At 60.0% G+C, this 17,943-nt stretch carries 19 protein-coding genes and 1 pseudogene; 9 read left to right on the top strand and 11 right to left on the bottom strand.

Annotation, left to right across the window (positions count from 1 at the left end):
* Positions 1 to 27 precede the first annotated feature (27 nt).
* The 7 genes from FHT70_RS11115 to FHT70_RS11085 all read right to left on the bottom strand — a co-directional run bounded on the left by FHT70_RS11115 (position 28) and on the right by FHT70_RS11085 (position 6,129).
* On the bottom strand, positions 28 to 438 hold the full coding sequence (locus FHT70_RS11115) for a hypothetical protein (RefSeq protein WP_183700966.1): 411 nt from the start codon (positions 436 to 438) through the stop codon (positions 28 to 30).
* Positions 435 to 2,507: an RHS repeat-associated core domain-containing protein gene (locus FHT70_RS11110; RefSeq protein ID WP_281411772.1), complete on the bottom strand. Its 2,073-nt coding sequence runs from the start codon at positions 2,505 to 2,507 to the stop codon at positions 435 to 437. Before FHT70_RS11110 ends, FHT70_RS11115 begins: the two co-directional genes overlap by 4 nt.
* A 232-nt stretch (positions 2,508 to 2,739) precedes the next feature.
* On the bottom strand, positions 2,740 to 3,015 hold the full coding sequence (locus FHT70_RS11105) for a hypothetical protein (protein ID WP_183700962.1): 276 nt from the start codon (positions 3,013 to 3,015) through the stop codon (positions 2,740 to 2,742).
* Between the two features lie 26 nt (positions 3,016 to 3,041).
* On the bottom strand, positions 3,042 to 3,536 hold the full coding sequence (locus FHT70_RS11100) for a GNAT family N-acetyltransferase (RefSeq protein ID WP_097598630.1): 495 nt from the start codon (positions 3,534 to 3,536) through the stop codon (positions 3,042 to 3,044).
* Entirely contained in the window at positions 3,527 to 5,008 is a 1,482-nt protein-coding gene (gene gatA, locus FHT70_RS11095; protein WP_183700960.1) for an Asp-tRNA(Asn)/Glu-tRNA(Gln) amidotransferase subunit GatA, read from the bottom strand. Before gatA ends, FHT70_RS11100 begins: the two co-directional genes overlap by 10 nt.
* Before the next feature lie 59 nt (positions 5,009 to 5,067).
* Positions 5,068 to 5,355, bottom strand: a complete 288-nt coding sequence (gene gatC / locus FHT70_RS11090; RefSeq protein ID WP_011425142.1) for an Asp-tRNA(Asn)/Glu-tRNA(Gln) amidotransferase subunit GatC — start codon at positions 5,353 to 5,355, stop codon at positions 5,068 to 5,070.
* 69 nt (positions 5,356 to 5,424) lie between these two features.
* The gene (locus FHT70_RS11085; RefSeq protein WP_183700958.1) at positions 5,425 to 6,129 is read right to left on the bottom strand and encodes a metal-dependent hydrolase; all 705 of its coding nucleotides are present in this window, start codon (positions 6,127 to 6,129) and stop codon (positions 5,425 to 5,427) included.
* A gap of 113 nt (positions 6,130 to 6,242) precedes the next feature.
* On the opposite strand from FHT70_RS11085, the gene ruvX reads away from it, so the two are divergent.
* Positions 6,243 to 6,737, top strand: a complete 495-nt coding sequence (ruvX, locus tag FHT70_RS11080) for a Holliday junction resolvase RuvX (RefSeq protein ID WP_183700956.1) — start codon at positions 6,243 to 6,245, stop codon at positions 6,735 to 6,737.
* Here the strand turns inward: ruvX and FHT70_RS11075 are convergent.
* The 3 genes from FHT70_RS11075 to FHT70_RS11065 form a co-directional block, all read right to left on the bottom strand.
* Positions 6,674 to 7,006, bottom strand: coding sequence for a DUF6105 family protein (locus tag FHT70_RS11075; RefSeq protein WP_085777997.1), 333 nt, complete (start codon positions 7,004 to 7,006; stop codon positions 6,674 to 6,676). The genes ruvX and FHT70_RS11075 overlap by 64 nt on opposite strands.
* Positions 7,003 to 7,176, bottom strand: coding sequence for a hypothetical protein (locus FHT70_RS11070; protein WP_176536264.1), 174 nt, complete (start codon positions 7,174 to 7,176; stop codon positions 7,003 to 7,005). The genes FHT70_RS11075 and FHT70_RS11070 overlap by 4 nt, the downstream gene beginning before the upstream one ends.
* A 130-nt stretch (positions 7,177 to 7,306) precedes the next feature.
* The gene (locus FHT70_RS11065; RefSeq protein ID WP_183700954.1) at positions 7,307 to 7,966 is read right to left on the bottom strand and encodes a TetR/AcrR family transcriptional regulator; all 660 of its coding nucleotides are present in this window, start codon (positions 7,964 to 7,966) and stop codon (positions 7,307 to 7,309) included.
* Between the two features lie 237 nt (positions 7,967 to 8,203).
* Here FHT70_RS11065 and map point away from each other — a divergent pair, with 237 nt between their 5' ends.
* The 8 genes and pseudogenes from map (at position 8,204) to FHT70_RS11025 (ending at position 17,182) form a co-directional block, all read left to right on the top strand.
* A complete protein-coding gene (gene map, locus FHT70_RS11060) occupies positions 8,204 to 9,040 on the top strand; it encodes a type I methionyl aminopeptidase (RefSeq protein WP_085777995.1) in 837 nt (278 codons plus the stop codon).
* A 7-nt stretch (positions 9,041 to 9,047) separates the two neighbouring features.
* A complete protein-coding gene (radC, locus tag FHT70_RS11055; protein ID WP_183700952.1) occupies positions 9,048 to 9,872 on the top strand; it encodes a DNA repair protein RadC in 825 nt (274 codons plus the stop codon).
* A gap of 64 nt (positions 9,873 to 9,936) precedes the next feature.
* On the top strand, positions 9,937 to 11,298 hold the full coding sequence (locus FHT70_RS11050; protein ID WP_183700950.1) for a prenyltransferase: 1,362 nt from the start codon (positions 9,937 to 9,939) through the stop codon (positions 11,296 to 11,298).
* Positions 11,299 to 11,557: 259 nt separating this feature from the next.
* A complete protein-coding gene (locus tag FHT70_RS11045; RefSeq protein WP_183700948.1) occupies positions 11,558 to 12,745 on the top strand; it encodes an alpha-hydroxy acid oxidase in 1,188 nt (395 codons plus the stop codon).
* 4 nt (positions 12,746 to 12,749) lie between these two features.
* Positions 12,750 to 12,881: pseudogene (locus FHT70_RS11040) on the top strand (JAB domain-containing protein); the annotation flags it as partial.
* A gap of 117 nt (positions 12,882 to 12,998) precedes the next feature.
* Complete coding sequence (gene sthA, locus FHT70_RS11035; RefSeq protein WP_183700946.1) at positions 12,999 to 14,405, top strand: Si-specific NAD(P)(+) transhydrogenase; 1,407 nt, start codon at positions 12,999 to 13,001, stop codon at positions 14,403 to 14,405.
* Between the two features lie 53 nt (positions 14,406 to 14,458).
* On the top strand, positions 14,459 to 15,262 hold the full coding sequence (locus FHT70_RS11030; protein ID WP_183700943.1) for an endonuclease/exonuclease/phosphatase family protein: 804 nt from the start codon (positions 14,459 to 14,461) through the stop codon (positions 15,260 to 15,262).
* A 150-nt stretch (positions 15,263 to 15,412) separates the two neighbouring features.
* The gene (locus FHT70_RS11025; protein WP_183700941.1) at positions 15,413 to 17,182 is read left to right on the top strand and encodes a radical SAM protein; all 1,770 of its coding nucleotides are present in this window, start codon (positions 15,413 to 15,415) and stop codon (positions 17,180 to 17,182) included.
* Positions 17,183 to 17,311: 129 nt separating this feature from the next.
* Here FHT70_RS11025 and FHT70_RS11020 read toward each other — a convergent pair whose 3' ends face one another.
* The gene (locus FHT70_RS11020) at positions 17,312 to 17,734 is read right to left on the bottom strand and encodes a nuclear transport factor 2 family protein (protein ID WP_183700939.1); all 423 of its coding nucleotides are present in this window, start codon (positions 17,732 to 17,734) and stop codon (positions 17,312 to 17,314) included.
* Positions 17,735 to 17,943: the final 209 nt, after the last annotated feature.

Genomic DNA, 17,943 nt, shown 5'->3' with positions numbered 1-17,943 from the left:
GTTGCTAAATATTCTTGTGAGGTGACATTAGTTGGATCGCAGAGTCGCCGCAATCTCAAGGATTAATCCCTCAGCTCTTTCTTTCGAGAAATTTATTTTTTTCTCAGCAAAGACTTTTGAGGCGAGTTCGATGCTTTCGCGCAATGCTTGTGTGATGTAATCGACCGAAGACACCGCATCAAACTTGGAAGGGGGAACGGCGATCGTAACAACCACACCTTTTTCCTTCCGCGAAAAATGTCCAATTTTGAACCCTTCAAAATCGGGCTTATAGACGGACCCGGGAAGTACGAAAACCGGGTTCACCCAACCTTCTTGTCCCGAGTCATATGAAGGATCGCGATGCCGTTTGGCGACTGTCATTGCTTTCTTCAAAACTGCAACCAGCGGAATATTACTTAGCTCCGGACCGCCTGTGTGAATGCCGATTGCGATCATTCGCTCAGCCTCGCTCTAGCTTTAACCGCCCATGGTTCCTTGTTCAAAGGGCCGGGACCGTCGATCACCAACTGACGCTCGCGAGTCAACATGTCATAGCGTGATCCGGACGCGACTGTTTCCATGTATTTGTCTCTCATAAATGATGTTGTGTACCGCGTGTTGGGATTTTGGCTGATGCCCCATTTCAGAAACGTACCTTCATCTCCGCTTAGCTTGTAGAGATATGTCGTCTTTGATGAAAGCTTGGAATTTCCATGGATAGCGCCGTCTTTTGAGGGTACTACCTTCGCCCTTCCGCCCATTATAGGGCCGAAGCTGCCGTAACCTGCACTCAAGCTTTGAATTTTAACCCCGTTCTCCACTTCATCAAGTGGAGACAAGGGGATCACATGTGGAAGAGACAGATCATTTAACGGATCGCCATCTGCCTTCTTCTCCAGATCCTCCTCCGCGTCTGCAAACACTCTACTCCCGGCCGTCGATCCGGTACTCAAGCTGACGCTGAACGTTGATTTCAAGCCATTGTCAGGGTGCGACGCACGTTCATTGCTAGGGTCGGTACTGCGCTGTCCCCAGTTGTCTGAATAGTTGGTGGAATGTCCATTGGGATCTGACTTGTTGACGGGGTCATTTTCGGAGTAGCTGTAGCGGTTGGTCCCGACACCCTCCTTGGTCGGATCCCAATCATCCGGCGAGATGAACCGTCCGAATGCCGGATCGTAGTATCTGGCATTGAGATACATCAGCCCGGTTTCAGGATCGAAGCGTTCGCCGATATAGCTCTTCTTGGTCTGGAAGCTGGTGTTGGTGGCTTCGCCATAGGCGGCATAGCCGGTCTGCTCGACCCGATAGCCGCTTTCGTTGGTCACCTGCCGCACCGAGGCGAGATGATCGCGGTGCAGGAAGAACTTGTCCTGCTCGGTGCTGCCTGATGTGACGACGATCTTGGCGTCGGGATGTGGATAGAGTGTGTAGATGTCGGTGCCCGGCGTCGAGCGGTCGATCTCGACATTGGCGTCGGGATAGAGCGTCGTGCCGAAGCCCCAGCTCTTCTTCACCCGGGCGCCGTCCGGTCCATAGGCGAAGCTCACCGTGGCGCCGTCCTGGGTGACGCTCGCCAGCCGGTTGGCGCCGTCCCAGCTCAGCGTGCGGCTGCCATCGGAGATCATGTTGCCGTTGGCGTCATAGTCGATGGTCTTGGCCCCGATCTGCGTTGCCGCATGCGGGCGGATCGCCGATGCCGTCGTCGGATAGACATAGGTGCCGATCCGCGTGCGGGAGAGAAGATTGTGGTTCGTGTCGTAGCTGTAGGTCTCGTCGAGGCTGTTGTCGCCGCCATTGTCGGCGCCGGTCAGACGAGAGAGATCGTCATAGCCATAGGTCCAGTTGTCGTTGGCGGCCAGGCCGGTGATCGTCTTGATCCGGCCGAGTTTGTCACGGGTGTACTGATTGTCCATCAGCACCGTCGTGTCCTTCGCCGTCGTCACCCGGTCCAGCCACCGCCGGGTCGGCGAATAGCTGAAGCTGGTCGTCACGCCGTTGATGTAATTGATCGTCTGCGTCTGGCCGTCGGCCTCGTAGCTTGTCGAGTCGATCAGTCCCGGGATCCTGGAAAGCAGGTCGGCGTCGTTGTAGAGCCAGGGCAAGGTCCTTTTGCCGACGACGATATTGGCAGGCTGATAACCGATCGCTGTGGTCTTGCCGGTCGGGCCATGCTCGAAGGTGGTCGTGCTCGCCACGCCGTCGATGACCGCCCGGGTGATGACCTTGTCGCCGACACCGTTATAGAAACGGGTGTAGGTCATCGTCGCATTGGCATTCTCGGCCTTGGTCAGCATGCCGGCATTGTGCGACTGGCCGGTGGCGGCCGGCTCGTCATAGCTGTTCTCAGCCAGCAGTGTCGGCACCGTCGCCCCCGGCTCCGTCACCTCCTTGCGGGTGACCCGGCCCATCTGGTCGTAGGCCATCGTCGTCACCGCGCCGCGGGCATCCGTCTGGCGGATCAGCCGGCCGGCATCGTCATAGTCATAGGACCAGTTGCCGAGGTCCGGATCGCTTGCCGTCAGCCGGTCGCCTGGGGTGGTCGCTTCGCATCCAGCCTTTTGTGAATACCGTAGGTTTCCACAATTTTTAGTCGATATTTAAGCAGGTTGAAGACTGTCGTCCAAAGCGCATCCTTTGACGCGGGAGACAAGAAGCCCATCGCGGCCGGGGCTGTCAGGTCGCAGCTGGACAATAGATAGGTCGGCGACCAACTCACTCTGGCCGCGCCTTAAACCGGCACGGTCGGGGCAAACCTCAAGCCTTGGCAGATAGTTCCGCCCGCATCGCCGCCCACTCGTCGGCCATCGTGCCCGTGCCGCGGGTCTTGCCGGCGCGGCGATACCAGTAGTCGGCATTCCAGTCGTCGCCCTCGACGCGATGGCAGAGGGCGTGGCCCCAGTCGAACGGCTGTTCACCTTCGTGGCGCTGACAGATATCGTGAACCGCCTGCCAATCAGCGCCCATGGCGAAGCCGCCGGCAGCAAGGCGATCGATTGCATCGATCAGGCGCATAAGATCATTGCCTGCCATGAAGCCCTCCCGGTTTCGGCTGTTGCTCAGCCTAGCTGCTTCTCCAGATGCACCTTTTCGAGCGGGACGCCCATGCTCCTGGAGAATTCGATACCGTGCCAGATGATGGTGAAACCGCAGCGTTTGTAAAGCCGGATGGCGCCCAGGTTCCTGGCATGGGTGTCGATCCGGGCGGTCGTCAGTCCTTCGGCCGTCATCAGCTCGCACAGATACGACAGCAGAGCTTCGCCCACACCCTTGCCCTGATGATGGGGATGCACCCAGAGATCGGACACATAGTTGGGTTGGCCTTCACGAGCAATCCAGCCGACGATCTCCGCGTCGAGTTCGGCAACGAAGATCTCACCTTTTGTCTCTCGCGGAAAAACAGTGAACTCTTGCCTGATTTTAGCAATCACAGCGGGGTCGCGATAACTCTCGTCGAAGGCATCGGCTGCGGCCCATGCGGCGAAGCCGACGGCGCCGACCGTTTCGTGGTCGGCGGACGTCATCTTTCGGATCGTGAGACCCGTTACCACCACTTGGCCGGCGTAAATTTGCCGGCGGCCTGCTCGATAACGTAGGCGGTCTTGAAGAGGGTCTCCTCGTCGAAGGCCTTGCCGATGAGCTGCAGGCCGAGCGGCAGGCCCTTATGGTCGAGGCCGGCAGGCACGGCGATGCCGGGCAGGCCCGCCATGTTGACCGTCACCGTGAAGATGTCGTTCAGGTACATCTTCACCGGATCGGCCGCGAGGTTTTCGTCGGCGACGCCGAAGGCGGAGGACGGCGTTGCCGGGGTGAGGATGGCGTCGACGCCGGCATCGAAGGCCAGTTCGAAATCGCGCTTGATCAGCGTGCGGACCTTCTGGGCGCGGATGTAATAGGCGTCGTAGTAGCCGGCCGACAGCACGTAGGTGCCGATCATGATGCGGCGCTTGACTTCCTGGCCGAAGCCGGCGGCGCGCGTCTTCTCGTACATATCGACAATATCCTTGCCGTCGACGCGCAGGCCGTAGCGCACGCCATCGTATCGCGCGAGGTTCGAGGACGCCTCGGCAGGCGCGACGATGTAATAGGCCGGAAGCGCGTATTTGGTGTGGGGCAGGGAGATATCGACGATCTCGGCGCCGGCATCCTTCAGCCAGGCGATGCCCTGGCGCCAGAGGGTCTCAATCTCCTCAGGCATGCCGTCGACACGGTATTCATTCGGAATGCCGATCTTCATGCCCTTCAGCGACTGGCCGAGGACGGCCTCATAATCGGGCACCGGCAGATCAACAGACGTGGTGTCCTTGGCGTCGACGCTTGCCATCGACTTCAGCAGGATAGCGGCATCGCGCACATCGCGGGCGATCGGGCCTGCCTGGTCGAGCGAGGAGGCAAAGGCGACGGTGCCCCAGCGCGAGCAGCGGCCATAGGTCGGCTTGATGCCGACGGTGCCGGTGAAGGCGGCCGGCTGGCGGATTGAGCCGCCGGTATCGGTCGCGGTGGCGCCGGCGCAAAGATGGGCGGCAACAGCAGCGGCCGAGCCGCCGGAGGAGCCGCCGGGAACGAGTTGCTGGTTGGAGCCCGACGCACGCCAGGGATTGATCACCGGGCCGTAATAGGACGTCTCGTTGGACGAGCCCATGGCGAACTCGTCCATGTTCAGCTTGCCGAGCATGACGGCGCCATCGTCCCAGAGGTTCTGCGTGACGGTCGATTCATAACGCGGCTCGAAACGATCGAGGATATGGCTGCAGGCCTGGGTGTGGACGCCAACGGTTGCGAACAGATCCTTGATGCCGAGCGGAATGCCTTCGAGCTCGCCCGCCGTGCCGGCGGCAATCCGCTCGTCGGACTTCCTGGCCATGACGCGGGCGAGATCCGGCGTCACCTTGACATAGGCGTTCAGCCGGTCATTGGCCGCGTCGATTGCCGCGATATAGGCTTCGGTCAGTTCGAGCGCGGTGATTTCCTTGGCGCGCAGCTTCTCGCGGGCTTCGGCAATGGTCAGGCTGGTGAGTTCGCTCATCGTGTTTTCGCTTCAGGTCTTGAAAATGGCAACAGGGTCGGAAAGAGGCTTTCGACGCCTTATTCGACGACTTTCGGCACCAGGAAAAAATTATGGTCGGTGACCGGCGCATTGGCGACGATATCGGCGGCCTTGTTGCCGTCGGTCACCTCGTCGGCCCGCTTTTTCATCGCCATCGGGGTCACCGACGTCATCGCCTCGACGCCATCGACATTGACTTCGGAGAGCTGCTCGACGAAGCCGAGGATGCCGTTCAACTCGCCGACCATGCGATTTGCCTCATCTTCGGAGACGGCAATACGGGCAAGTTTGGCGACGCGCTTCACGGTGGCAAGATCGACGGACATGGCATTCTCCGGATAGGATTTTTCCCACCCGCTATAAAGGCCATGTCCGCCCGGTGCAACGGGGTTTCGTCAGATCGACAGGCTCTCGGCAGGCTTCAGCGCCCTCGCCTCAGTCTTCGATCCCTCCATGCCGGCGACGAATTTATCGGCCGTCTGGTCGATGATCGGGAATGTACCGTAATGGCAGGGGATCGCGGTCTTGAAGCTGAAATAGCGCTGGCAGGCGAGTGCCGCCACCGCGCCGCCCATGGTGAAGCGGTCGCCGATCGGCACGAAGCCGATATCGGGCTGGTGCAGTTCGTTGATCAGCGCCATGTCGGAGAAGATGTCGGTGTCGCCCATGGCGAGGATCGAGGCTTCGTCGTCGAAGTGCAGCATCAGACCATTGGCGTTGCCGAGCGCATGCGAGACGCCGTCCTCGGTGATCTGGGCCGAGGAATGCAGCGCATTGGTGAAGGTCGCGGAGAATCCGCCGAATGTGACCGTGCCGCCGGTATTACCCATCTCGATCCTGTCGACGCCCTTGGAGCCGAGCCAGGCGGCAAGATCGGCATTGGCGAGCACGACGGCGCCCGTTTCCTTGGCAAGCGCCACGGTGTCGCCGACATGGTCGCCATGGCCATGGGTCAGCAGGATATGGGTGATGCCTGCGGACACATCCTTGATGTCCTGGCCGGAAAAGGAGGCGTTGTGGCTGAGGAAGGGATCGAGCAGGATCTTCGCCTTTGAGGTCTCAATGCGGAAGGCGGAATGGCCGAGCCAGGTGATCTTCATGAAATCTCTCCTTACGTGATGCAAAATCTGATTTCGATGGTAAGGACATATCTCACGCCCCGGCAAAGGAAAGCGGCGGCGGCTTCAATTTCTTTTGACGGGATGAAACGGAAATGACGGTGCTGACGATCGAGGACATGGCTGAAATCCTTGCTCCCGGGCAGGCGATCGCCGGTCTCGACCTCGGCACCAAAACGATCGGCCTTTCGATGTCCGATCTCGGCCGGCGTTTCGCCACGCCACGTCCGGTGATCCGCCGCGTCAAGTTCACCGTCGATGCGCAGGTGCTGCTGGACTTCGCGGCGGCGGAAAAGGTTGCCGGTTTTATCATCGGCCTGCCGATGAATATGGACGGATCGGCGGGGCCGCGCGTGCAGGCGACGCGCGCCTTCGTGCGCAACATGGAGCAGAAAACGGTGCTGCCCTTCGTCTATTGGGACGAACGGCTTTCGACGGTCGCGGCCGAACGGACGCTCATCGAAATGGACGTCTCACGCGCCAAGCGGGCCGAACGGATCGATTCGGCCGCGGCAAGCTTCATCCTTCAGGGGGCCCTCGACAGGCTGTCCTCGCTCGCAAGGTCTGCGGGAGACGAATCCAGCGCCTGACGCGCCTTCCACCAGGCGGCGATCAACTTCCGCTTTCTGAAGCCGAGGATGGCGAAGACGATGAGACTGTCCACCGCAATGGCGCGAGCAACGAGCGGCGGAATGGTTTCCGGCGGAATGCCGAGGGCTTCGCCATAAATCGCGAAAGTCAGGTCATGGACCTGCCGTGTCAGCATGAAGATGCCGAAATTCATGTCGTAATAGGAGAGCCAGTACCATGCGCCCAGAAAGACGATAGGACCGGCCCAGAAGACTAGAAACCACTTCATGCGGCTTCTCCTCCCTGCTTGCGGGCGATGGGCAGATCGAGGGAAACCAGCCAGGTCGACAACGCCATGATGCAAAGCACCAGCGTGGGAATTGCGATATCGAGCGCCAGGATTGCGAAGAACATCATTGCCGTCACCAGAATTGCGGCTTTCGCGATCTTGCTTCCCATGGGCGTCAACTCGCAGGTTCTCACTCGTATCATCTCTGCTCCCCGCCACACTGTCCGGTTAACCAGCCCCACGCAACGTAAACCATTCGTTAAGGTTAACGCCGCGCCGCCTCCCTGTGGATGAATGGGGTCAGCCGTAGACGCCGCGCACGAGACGCTTCAGTGCCGTCGCGGCCTTCTCCCAGTCCTTCGACGTCTTCAGCGACAGGCCTGCACACTGGCCGCCGGCTGCGCCGGAAAGCACGAGGTACTGAATCGCCGCGATCACGACGGCATTGACGGCTGCCGCATCCACGCCCTTCGGCGGCGCCAGCGAACCGCGCATGCGATCTAGCCAAAGGGCGAGAGCCTTCGAACGGGCCTCGGACAGCCGCCTCACCTGCTCGGTATTTTCCGATACTTCCCAGGCGAGGATGCGGCGCATCAGCGGATCATTTCTCAAGGCGTCGAGCAGGAGAAGCGCCAACCGCTCCATCAGATCGCCATAGGTGAGCATGAACATGCCGCCGGCATCTTCCGGAATGCGATCCCTCACCCATGTGCCGAGATCCGCGCCGATCACCTCGACCAGACCGTCAAGTCCGCCATAGTAGCGGTAGATCAGCTGCTTGTCGCAGCCGGCGCGGCGGGCGACCGCATTGATGCCGAAATTCTGGAAGCCCTCCTCCGCCAGCAGGCCCTTGGCGGCGGCAAGGATGGCGCGCTCAGTGGCGCCGCGATCGCGCACGCGCCGTTCCGGCTCCGTGCCGACCCCGGGCGAATTACCAAGATTTTCAGCTTCATTCAGCACGACCGACCCTTCCCCACTGTCACCAATCGGTGAGTAGCGGGGAGACCTTATTCGATCAATCCTATCCCCTTGGGAAGATTGTGGATATTTCCTCCGGCACTTAGAATTCGGCGCCGAATGGCTGCGGAAGGCGGATCGAAACCTTCCAGAAATCTCGTCCCGACGGTTGATCGCGATGGACGAACCCGGCATAGCTGCATTATGAACAAATCTAACAATCTCCGCTAAGGCCCTGCAATGGTGAATTATATCGAAGCCTCCTCCGCGCCGCCGAAGAATACGGGCGCCATCCGGCTTTACGATGCGCAGGCATTCGAAGGCATGCGCAGGGCGTGCCAGCTGACCGCGCGCTGCCTCGATGCACTCGCCGATATCGTCAGGCCCGGCCTGCTTACCGACGAGATCGACCGATTCGTATTCGATTTCGGTATGGATCACGGCGCCTTTCCCGCGACGCTGAATTATCGCGGCTACACCAAATCCACCTGCACATCGATCAATCACGTCGTCTGCCACGGCATTCCAAACGACAAGCCGCTGCGCGAAGGCGATATCGTGAATATCGACGTTACCTTCGTGCTCGACGGCTGGCATGGCGATTCGAGCCGGATGTATCCGGTCGGCACGATCAAGCGGGCAGCCGAGCGGCTGCTCGAGGTGACCTATGAATCTCTGATGCGCGGCATATCAGCCGTCAGGCCCGGCGCCCGCACCGGCGCGATCGGCGAGGCGATCCAGACCTATGCAGAGGCCGAGCGCTGTTCGGTGGTGCGTGATTTCTGCGGCCACGGCGTCGGCCGGCTGTTCCACGATTCGCCGAATATCCTGCATTATGGCCGCGCCAATGAAGGACCGGAGCTGCGCGAAGGCATGATCTTCACCATCGAGCCGATGATCAATCTCGGCCGGCCGCATGTGAAGGTGCTTGCCGACGGCTGGACGGCCGTGACCCGCGACCGCTCGCTTTCGGCGCAGTATGAACACACGGTCGGCGTCACCGCCGAGGGCTGCGAAATCTTTACGTTGTCACCGGGTGGCCTCGACCGGCCCGGACTGCCGCCGCTTGCCAGGTAAAGATCTGATGGCGAAGCGGCCTGTTGCGACATCTTCCGACGACAAGCTGCCTTTCGAGACTGAAGAGCCTGTTGTCGACGAACGCTCGTTCTTCGGCGGCCGGCTGCGAAAACCAGCCGCGCCGAACGCCCGGACCGCCCTACCCGCCTCGCTTTCCGGGCCGGAACATTATCACGGTCATCGCGAGCGGCTGCGTGACCGCTTCCGCGAACTGGGCGATACGGCGCTTGCCGATTACGAAATCCTCGAACTCCTACTTTTCCGGCTGATCCCGCGACGCGACACCAAGCCGATCGCCAAGGCGCTCATCGATCGATTCGGCTCGCTTTCCGGCGTCTTTGGCGCGCCGGCGGCGCTACTGACGGAGGTGAAGGGCGTCGGCGAGAATGTCGCCCTCGACCTGAAACTGATCGCCACCGTCGCTCACCGGACCCTGAAGAGCGAGATCAGAAGCAAGCAGGTTCTCTCCTCCTGGTCCTCGGTCATCCAGTACTGCCATGCCGCCATGGCGCATGAGACACGCGAACAATTCCGCATTCTCTTCCTCGACAAGCGCAATGTGCTGATCGCTGATGAGGTGCAGGGCCGCGGCACGGTCGACCATACGCCGGTCTATCCGCGCGAGGTGGTCAAACGCGCGCTTGAGCTTTCGGCGACGGCGATCATCCTCGTGCACAACCACCCCTCCGGCGATCCGACGCCCTCGCGAGCCGATATCGACATGACGAAGGTGATCGTCGAGGCAGCCAAAGCGCTCGACATCAGCGTCCACGACCACATCATCATCGGCAAGGACGGCCATGTCAGCCTGAAGGGGCTGAAGTTGATGTGATCCCGCCGCCTTGAGACGTGACCACGTAACCATCGCCCACCCCGAAGCCCTCCACGGAGACGACATGTCGAATGGTCCCAATGCGGTTCTCACTTCCGATGAGATCGACGCGATAACGCGTGACGTCGTTGCAGAAGGACAGGCGGGCCGCACGTCGGCGGCATGGCAGAAGATCCAACCATTTCGAAAAGCCCAGCGTCACCAGACTGAGGCCGCGATGGCATTGTTATGGATAGTTGACCAACAAAGCCTCACAAGAGAAGACGCAACAGACGTTCTTTCCGAGATCGCAGATGCCCACGAAGACAATATCGATATCCTTTCGGCGATCGGACTATGCCTGGAATCCGTCCGCGACATCGATGATCTGAACGCGCCACCGCCGGAGCACCCGATATTTCAGTCGATGGTCGCGACGCTGGACCGCTTAGCCAAGCTTCATGACGGGCGGCCCGAACAGGAGCAGATACTGCGCGGGCTCGCCACGTCGGCGCGAATGATGGCACGCCAGATGGATGCAATCGCCGAGAACAGTCTCCGGAAACTGACGGAAATCGATCCACGGAACAGCGCGCATCAATACAATTTGGGCCTTTTCTACAAGACGCGGGGCAGATTCGCAGAAGGCGTAGCGGCGGGCCTGGCTGCTGCAAGCTTGCAGCGGGAGGTTATCGACAGCACCGAGTGGAACCTTGGAATCTGCGCCACGGGCGCAGGGGACGCCGAGACCGCTTTGGACGTGTGGAAGCGGATGGGTCAGAAGATCGAGCTTGGGCGGTTCGGGTTACCGGAAGGCGGGTATGCGGCCTGCAAGGTGAGACTTGCCCAGCGGCCTCTTGCTGAGCGGACGGCGGACTCGGATGATCCAGGGGAGGAGGAGACCGTATGGATCGAGCGTCTAAGTCCATGTCATGGCATTATTCGCAGCGTACTGTTCGGTAGTCTCGGCGTCGACTATGGCGATGTCGTCCTCATGGACGGCGCTCCGATTACGTATCATACCTACGGTGAACAAGAGGTCCCGGTCTTCCCGCATCTGGCAACGCTTGTGCGCCGGAACTACCAGTTTTTTGCTTTCGCGGGCACGCAAGAGACAGCAGGGCAACTGATCGATCAAAGCGGGGAATTGGACGAGGACGCCATTATCTATTCACACACCGAAAACTTTAGGATCATGTGCGCAAATTGCTGGCGCAACCCCGACATCGATCACGCCGATCATGAGAAAATGGAAAAACACGTCGTCACCGGTCGCATTGCCGCGCCGCCCGACATCGCACCTGCACGACTTCTGGATCTAATTGATAGGGGAATCGAAAAGCGAAAAACTTGCCAGCTCTATGCGCCCGATCTCTGCGCAGCGGCGGGGCAGTTGGCGCGCGAGCGGAGCGACAGACGGCGGTTTACTCTATTGACGGATAATTAGCGACATTCCTGCACGGAAAGGTCGCGGCCGAGCGCGCGCTGGACCGGCGGTCCGATCAGCGGCGCTCTGCTGCTTCTTCCCGGCGGCAGCTGCTGACGCTCATTCTGCCGTTCGACCCGGAGGTCGCAGGCAAGCATCTGAGGCAAGCGAAGACTGCGGAAAGCTTCAGTTGACAGTGGTCGCCGGCGCGGATTCTATGCAATCCTGCGCCGCCACTCTGAATAATACCCGCCCGCAAATGCCGAGAAGATAAAGCTTCATGACGATCTCCAGCGGTAACACTGATCGATCGACCCGGCTCTGCCGCGATGCGCTCTGCCTCGATGACTTTGAAATGAGGGCACGGCGGCATCTGCCGAAGCCTCTGTTCGGTTATATCGCCGGCGCGACCGAGACCAATGCGTCGCTGCGGCATAACGCAGAGGCCTTCAAGGCCTATGCCTTTCGGCCTCGTGTACTTCGGGACGTCTCGGGGCGCGGCACTGAGACGAGCCTCTTCGGCAAAACCTATGCCGCACCGTTCGGCATTGCGCCGATGGGGATCAGCGCGCTGATGGCCTACCGGGGGGATATTGTGCTCGCGCAAGGAGCGGACCAATCGGGAATCCCGATGATTATAAGCGGTTCGTCACTCATCCCCCTGGAAGAGATCGCGGCGGTTTCGCCACAAGCATGGTTTCAGGCCTATCTCCCCGGCGAACCCGACCGCATCGACGCTCTCATCGATCGGGTCGCCGCGGCCGGCCTCACCACCCTTCTGCTGACCGTGGATACGGCCACGCTGCCCAATCGGGAAAATAATGTAAGGGCGGGCTTTTCGACACCTTTGCGTCCCGGAATCCGCTTGGCATGGCAGGGCATCTCGCATCCCCGCTGGACAACCGGCACATTCCTGCGCACGATCGTCCGGCACGGCATTCCGCATTTTGAAAATTCCTACGCCACAAGAGGCGCGCCGATCATCTCTTCGAACGTCACGCGCGATTTCGGCAAGCGTGACCATCTCAATTGGAGCCACTTGGAGCGGATACGCAAGCGGTGGTCCGGCAAGCTCGTGGTCAAGGGGATCATGCATCCTGAAGACGCGGCACGGGCTGCAGATACCGGAGCGGATGGCGTGATCATCTCCAATCACGGCGGCCGCCAGCTCGACGGCACTGCATCTCCCCTTCAGGTCCTCCCGGAGGTTGCTGCACGTGTCGGAGACAGCATTGCCGTCATGATCGACGGCGGCATCCGGCGTGGAACGGATATCATAAAGGCCCTCGCGCTTGGCGCCTGTTTCGTGTTCGTGGGCAGGCCGTTCCTTTATGCTGCAGCCGTCGCGGGGCTACCGGGCGTGCTCAGGGCGGCGGATATCCTGAAGACGGAACTGTATAGCAACATGGCGCTGCTCGGGGTCACCGGGGTGAGCGATATTTCCACGGACTACATCACTCGCGTATGAACAACCGTCGCGCGCTGACATCGATATGACGAAGGTGATCATCGACGCGGCGAAGACAGTTGATATCACTCTCGACGACCACATCATCATCGGCAAGGACGGCCATGTGAGCTTGAAAGGGCTGAAGCTGATCTGAAAAGCACAGGTCCGCCTGAAACGGCAGCCGTAAAACAATCTGTAACATTGACCGGCTACCGATAGAAGAGCGACATTTTTGTCGCAAATGATTCCATTTCAAATCCGAGGCTAGAGGATGTTTCAGTACGATCTCGTTGTGGTGGGTAGCGGTCCCGCAGGGCGCCGCGGCGCGATCCAGGCTGCGAAACTCGGCAAGAAAGTGCTTGTCATCGAACAGGGCAAGCGCGTCGGCGGCGTGTCCGTCCATACCGGCACCATCCCTTCGAAGACGCTGCGCGAGACCGCGCTCAATCTCTCCGGCTGGCGCGAGCGCGGCTTCTATGGGCGATCCTACCGCGTCAAACAGGAGATCAGTGCGGAAGACCTGCGTCGCCGCCTGCTGATTACCCTCAACCATGAAGTCGAAGTGCTCGAGCATCAGTTCGCCCGCAACCGTGTCCACCATATGCGCGGCAAGGCAAGTTTTATCGATTCCACCACCTTGCAGGTCATCAAGGATGACGGCGAAGCGCTGACGGTGAGCGGCGCCAGCATTCTGCTTGCCGTTGGGACCAAGCCTTTCCGCCCGGATTACATGCCATTCGATGGCAAGACAGTGCTCGACAGCGACGAACTGCTTGATATCGAAGAGCTGCCGCGGACCATGGTCGTCATCGGCGCTGGCGTTATTGGCATCGAATATGCGACGATCTTCTCGGCGCTTGATACTGCCGTGACGGTGATCGATCCGAAGTCGACGATGCTAGACTTCATCGACAAGGAAATCGTCGAGGACTTCACCTATCAGCTGCGTGACCGCAATATGAAGCTGCTGCTGGGCACGAAGGCCGAGAAGGTCGAACGGCTGGATAGCGGCAAGGTCCAGCTGATGCTCGACAACGGCCGTCATCTTGTGACCGACATGGTGCTCTTTGCCGCCGGACGCATGGGAGCGACCGACGCGCTGAACCTTCCGTCAATCGGACTGGAGGCCGATAACCGTGGCCGCCTGAAGGTCAATCCCGAGACCTTCCAGACCTCTGTGCCGAATGTCTACGCTGCCGGTGACGTCGTCGGCTTCCCGAGCCTTGCCTCGACCTCGATGGAACAGGGCCGCATCGCCGCGCGTGTGGCAATCGGCGCGGTCGCCAAGGAGCCGCAGAAATATTTCCCATACGGCATCTATGCGGTGCCGGAGATCTCGACCTGCGGTTTGACCGAAGAGGAAATGAAGGAGCGCGGCATCGCCTATGAATGCGGCATTGCCCGCTTCCGCGAAACCTCGCGCGGCCATATCATGGGCCTCGATACCGGGCTTCTGAAGCTAATCTTCTCGCTGAAGACCCGCCGACTGCTCGGCGTGCATATCGTCGGCGAGGGCGCCACCGAGCTGGTGCACATCGGTCAGGCGGTGCTCAATCTGAAAGGCACGGTCGAATATTTCGTCGAAAACACCTTCAACTATCCGACGCTCGCCGAAGCCTACAAGATCGCCGGCCTCGACGCCTGGAACCGGATGGGTGACATCAAGTCGGAACTCTGAAGGCCCGACGGCAGCGCCCATCTGATTCCGCCAGCTAAGATGGAGCCGAGAGCTTGCGCATCATTTCGCTGAATGCATGGGGCGGCCGACTGCACGAGGCCCTGATCGCCTATGTCAAGCAGGCTGACCCTGATGTGCTGTGCCTTCAGGAGGTGCTGCGGGCGCCGAATGCGGATAGCGGATGGTCGATATACCGGGATGCGGGGCTGGAACTGCCGCAACGTGTCAATCTGTTTCAGGAAATCAGGGCCGCCCTGCCCGCCCACGACGCCTTCTTCTGCCCGACATCGCGAGGTGAACTTTTCAACGGCGACGCCGCCATTGTCGCGGAATTCGGGTTGGCGACCTTCGTCCGCAAATCACATTCCATCATCGCCCAGTCGCTGGACTTCGTGCATGGCAGTTTTTCCGCCGATGGCTGGGGTGAACATCCCAGACCGCGCAACGCCCATGGCATTCGCCTCTTCAGCCATGCGCACGGCCGCGCGGTGACCATCGCCCATATGCATGGCCTGCGCGATCCCGCCGGCAAGGGCGATACGGCGCAGCGCGAACAGCAGGCGCTGGCATTGGCCGACCTCATCGGGCGAATCTGGCCCGGCGACGAAGGGCTCGTGGTCTGCGGTGACTTCAATGTGCTGCCCGACAGCGCGACCTTTCGCATCCTTGCCCGGTCGGGCCTTTCCGATCTCGTCACCGGAAACGGCCTTGTCGACACGCGAACCTCCTACTATCTGAAGCAGGGCCGCTTCGCGGACTACATGCTGGTTACGCCTGACGTGGAGGTTGCCAGGTTCGAGGTGGTCGAATCGCCCGAGGTCTCCGACCACCGCGCATTGCTGCTCGATATCGCGTAGTATATTGAGGGATGCGCTGTGCGAAACTTCTGCGCGCAGTTTCCTGTTTTTACGCCTTAGTTTGAACCCGCATCGATACGCCGTGCCTGACTTGTGCCTTCAACTCCCTTTTGCCTCCGGGCAGACGTTTCTAGAGAAAGATAGATACTCTTGCCCCATGCTTCGGAAACCGCGCGCAGACGTTTTCAGCTCATCTTGATCAAGCCGTCGCATTATGACGATGACGGCTACGTCATCCGGTGGTGGCGGGCGATGATCCCTTCCAATTCGCTCGCGGCCCTCTACGGCATCGCTGCCGAATGCGCCGAACGTAAGGTGCTCGGGCCGGATACCGCGATCGACATTACCGTGATCGATGAAACCAATACACGGATCGATTTTGCCGGGCTGCTCGCCCAGTTCAAGCGCCACGGCAATTTCGGCATGGTGGCGCTGGTCGGCGTCCAGTCCAACCAATATCCGCGCGCCCTCGACATTGCCCGCCCCTTCCGCAATGCCGGCCTGCCCGTCTCAATGGGCGGCTTTCATGTGTCCGGCTGCCTGTCGATGCTCGACGGCACAGCGGTTGGGCTCGATGCCTGCCGCGATATGGGCATCTCGATGTTCGCCGGCGAGGCCGAGGGGCGGCTCGACATGGTGCTGCGCGATGCCGCCGCCGGCGAGCTGAAGCCCCTCTATAATTTCATGAACGACCTTCCAGGCATCGGCGGCACGCCGGTTCCTTTCTTGCCGAAGGACAACATCCAGCGCACGCTCGGCCTCAGCACCAGCTTCGATGCCGGACGCGGCTGTCCCTACCAGTGCTCGTTCTGCACCATCATCAACGTGCAGGGTCGAAAATCGCGTTTCCGCTCGGCCGACGACGTCGAAAAGCTCGTGCGGATGAACTGGGCGCAGGGCATCCACAAGTTCTTCATCACCGACGATAATTTCGCCCGAAACAAGGATTGGGAAGCGATCTTCGACCGGCTGATCGACCTCAAGGAGCGGGATGGCATTCCGCTCGGCCTGATGATCCAGGTCGATACGCTCTGCCACAAGATCCCCAATTTCATTGAAAAATCCAAGCGCGCCGGCGTCACCCGTGTCTTCATCGGCCTCGAAAACGTCAATCCGGATAATCTGACTGCCGCAAAGAAAAACCAGAACAAGATCACCGAATATCGCAAGATGCTGCTCGCCTGGAAGGCGCAGGGCATCATGACGCTCGCCGGCTATATCCTGGGCTTCCCCGCCGACACGCCGGAATCGATCCGCCGCGACATCGCCATCATCCAGGAAGAGCTGCCGCTCGACGTCATCGAGTTCTTCATCCTGACGCCGCTTCCCGGCTCCGAGGACCATCAGGTTCTGTGGAAGAAGGGCGTCGAGATGAATGATGATCTCAACATCTACGATGTCGAGCATGTCTGCACTTCCCATCCCAAGATGAGCAAGCAGGAATGGGAAGACATCTACCACGAGGCCTGGTCGCTCTATTATTCGCCCCATCATATGAAGACGCTGCTGCGCCGCGCCGTTGCGACCGGAGTGCCGCTGGCAAGGCTCGTCAAGGTTCTCGTCTCCTTTGCAACCACGGTGCCGCTGGAAAACGTGCATCCGTTGCAGAGCGGCCTCTTGCGCCTGAAGACGCCGTCGGAGCGGCGTCCGGAACTCCCGCGCGAACATCCGCTGGTCTTTTGGCCGCGCTTTGCGTGGGACACCTTCCGAAAACATGCTTCGCTCGCCGGCACGATTATCGGACTGACGATTTCGGCCTTCCTGATTTCACGGGATGCCAAGTCGAAGACCTATATGGATCAGGCTCTGACGCCCGTCGCCGACGACGAAGAAGAAACGCTCCACCTCTTCACCCAGACATCAGGCGGCGCCGCAGCCGTCAGCCATGTCAGGAAAGTCGCGCAACTGACGGGGCATTGAGCGGAAATTCTTGCAATAGCGGCCGACTTCCCGCCGGCCGGAGATCACAGGCGACATCAAGGCGAAGCTTGGAGGCTCCGACTTTGATTCGGCTAAAGCGCGTCGCGATCTCCCAGAGACGCGCCAGCTCTATGCGATTTGGATCATCCGGCTCGTCTCGGCCACTTGTAGCGTGTCGACGAATTCGACGATCTTAACGGGTTTGCCATCCTGGAAATGGATCTTGTCGACGAATTCCGTTGAGAAGGTTACGCCCGATGGGATGTGTCTGACCTCGCCTTCACGATGGGCAAAGACCATCTGCTCGTCCTCATCCACATAGATGCCGGTCGTCCTGACCTTGGATAGGTCCCATGCCGTGATAAGCTGCGTTATCGTTTGGCGAAAGTCATGCCCGCTCGATTCGATCGTCAAAGGCGCCAGCCGTGCATTGCCGACCATGCGAAAGGTACAACCCTCGCCGAACAGCGCAAGCGTACCCTCGATGTCGCCACGACCACGCACAGAATAGATTTCCTCTACCAGCGTCTTCATGTCATTCTTTGCGGTCATTTTCAGGTCCTCCATTACCCAACACTCTTGGTTTTTATGCATGTTGATCCCGGGCAACATGCGCCAGTAAAATCTGCGCCGGCTTGCAGCTTGCTCAACTATTTGTTGTTGCCAGCAAAGATAACACCATGACGGAGAGGGCGTCGAGTACCCCGTCCGGATGACCCGAAAAGAAAAAGCCCCGCACGATGGCGGGGCCTTTCCAAGTT

The organism is Rhizobium sp. BK049 (genome assembly GCF_014193135.1).
GTDB lineage: Bacteria > Pseudomonadota > Alphaproteobacteria > Rhizobiales > Rhizobiaceae > Rhizobium.
This window is presented reverse-complemented; position numbering and strand designations above follow the sequence as displayed.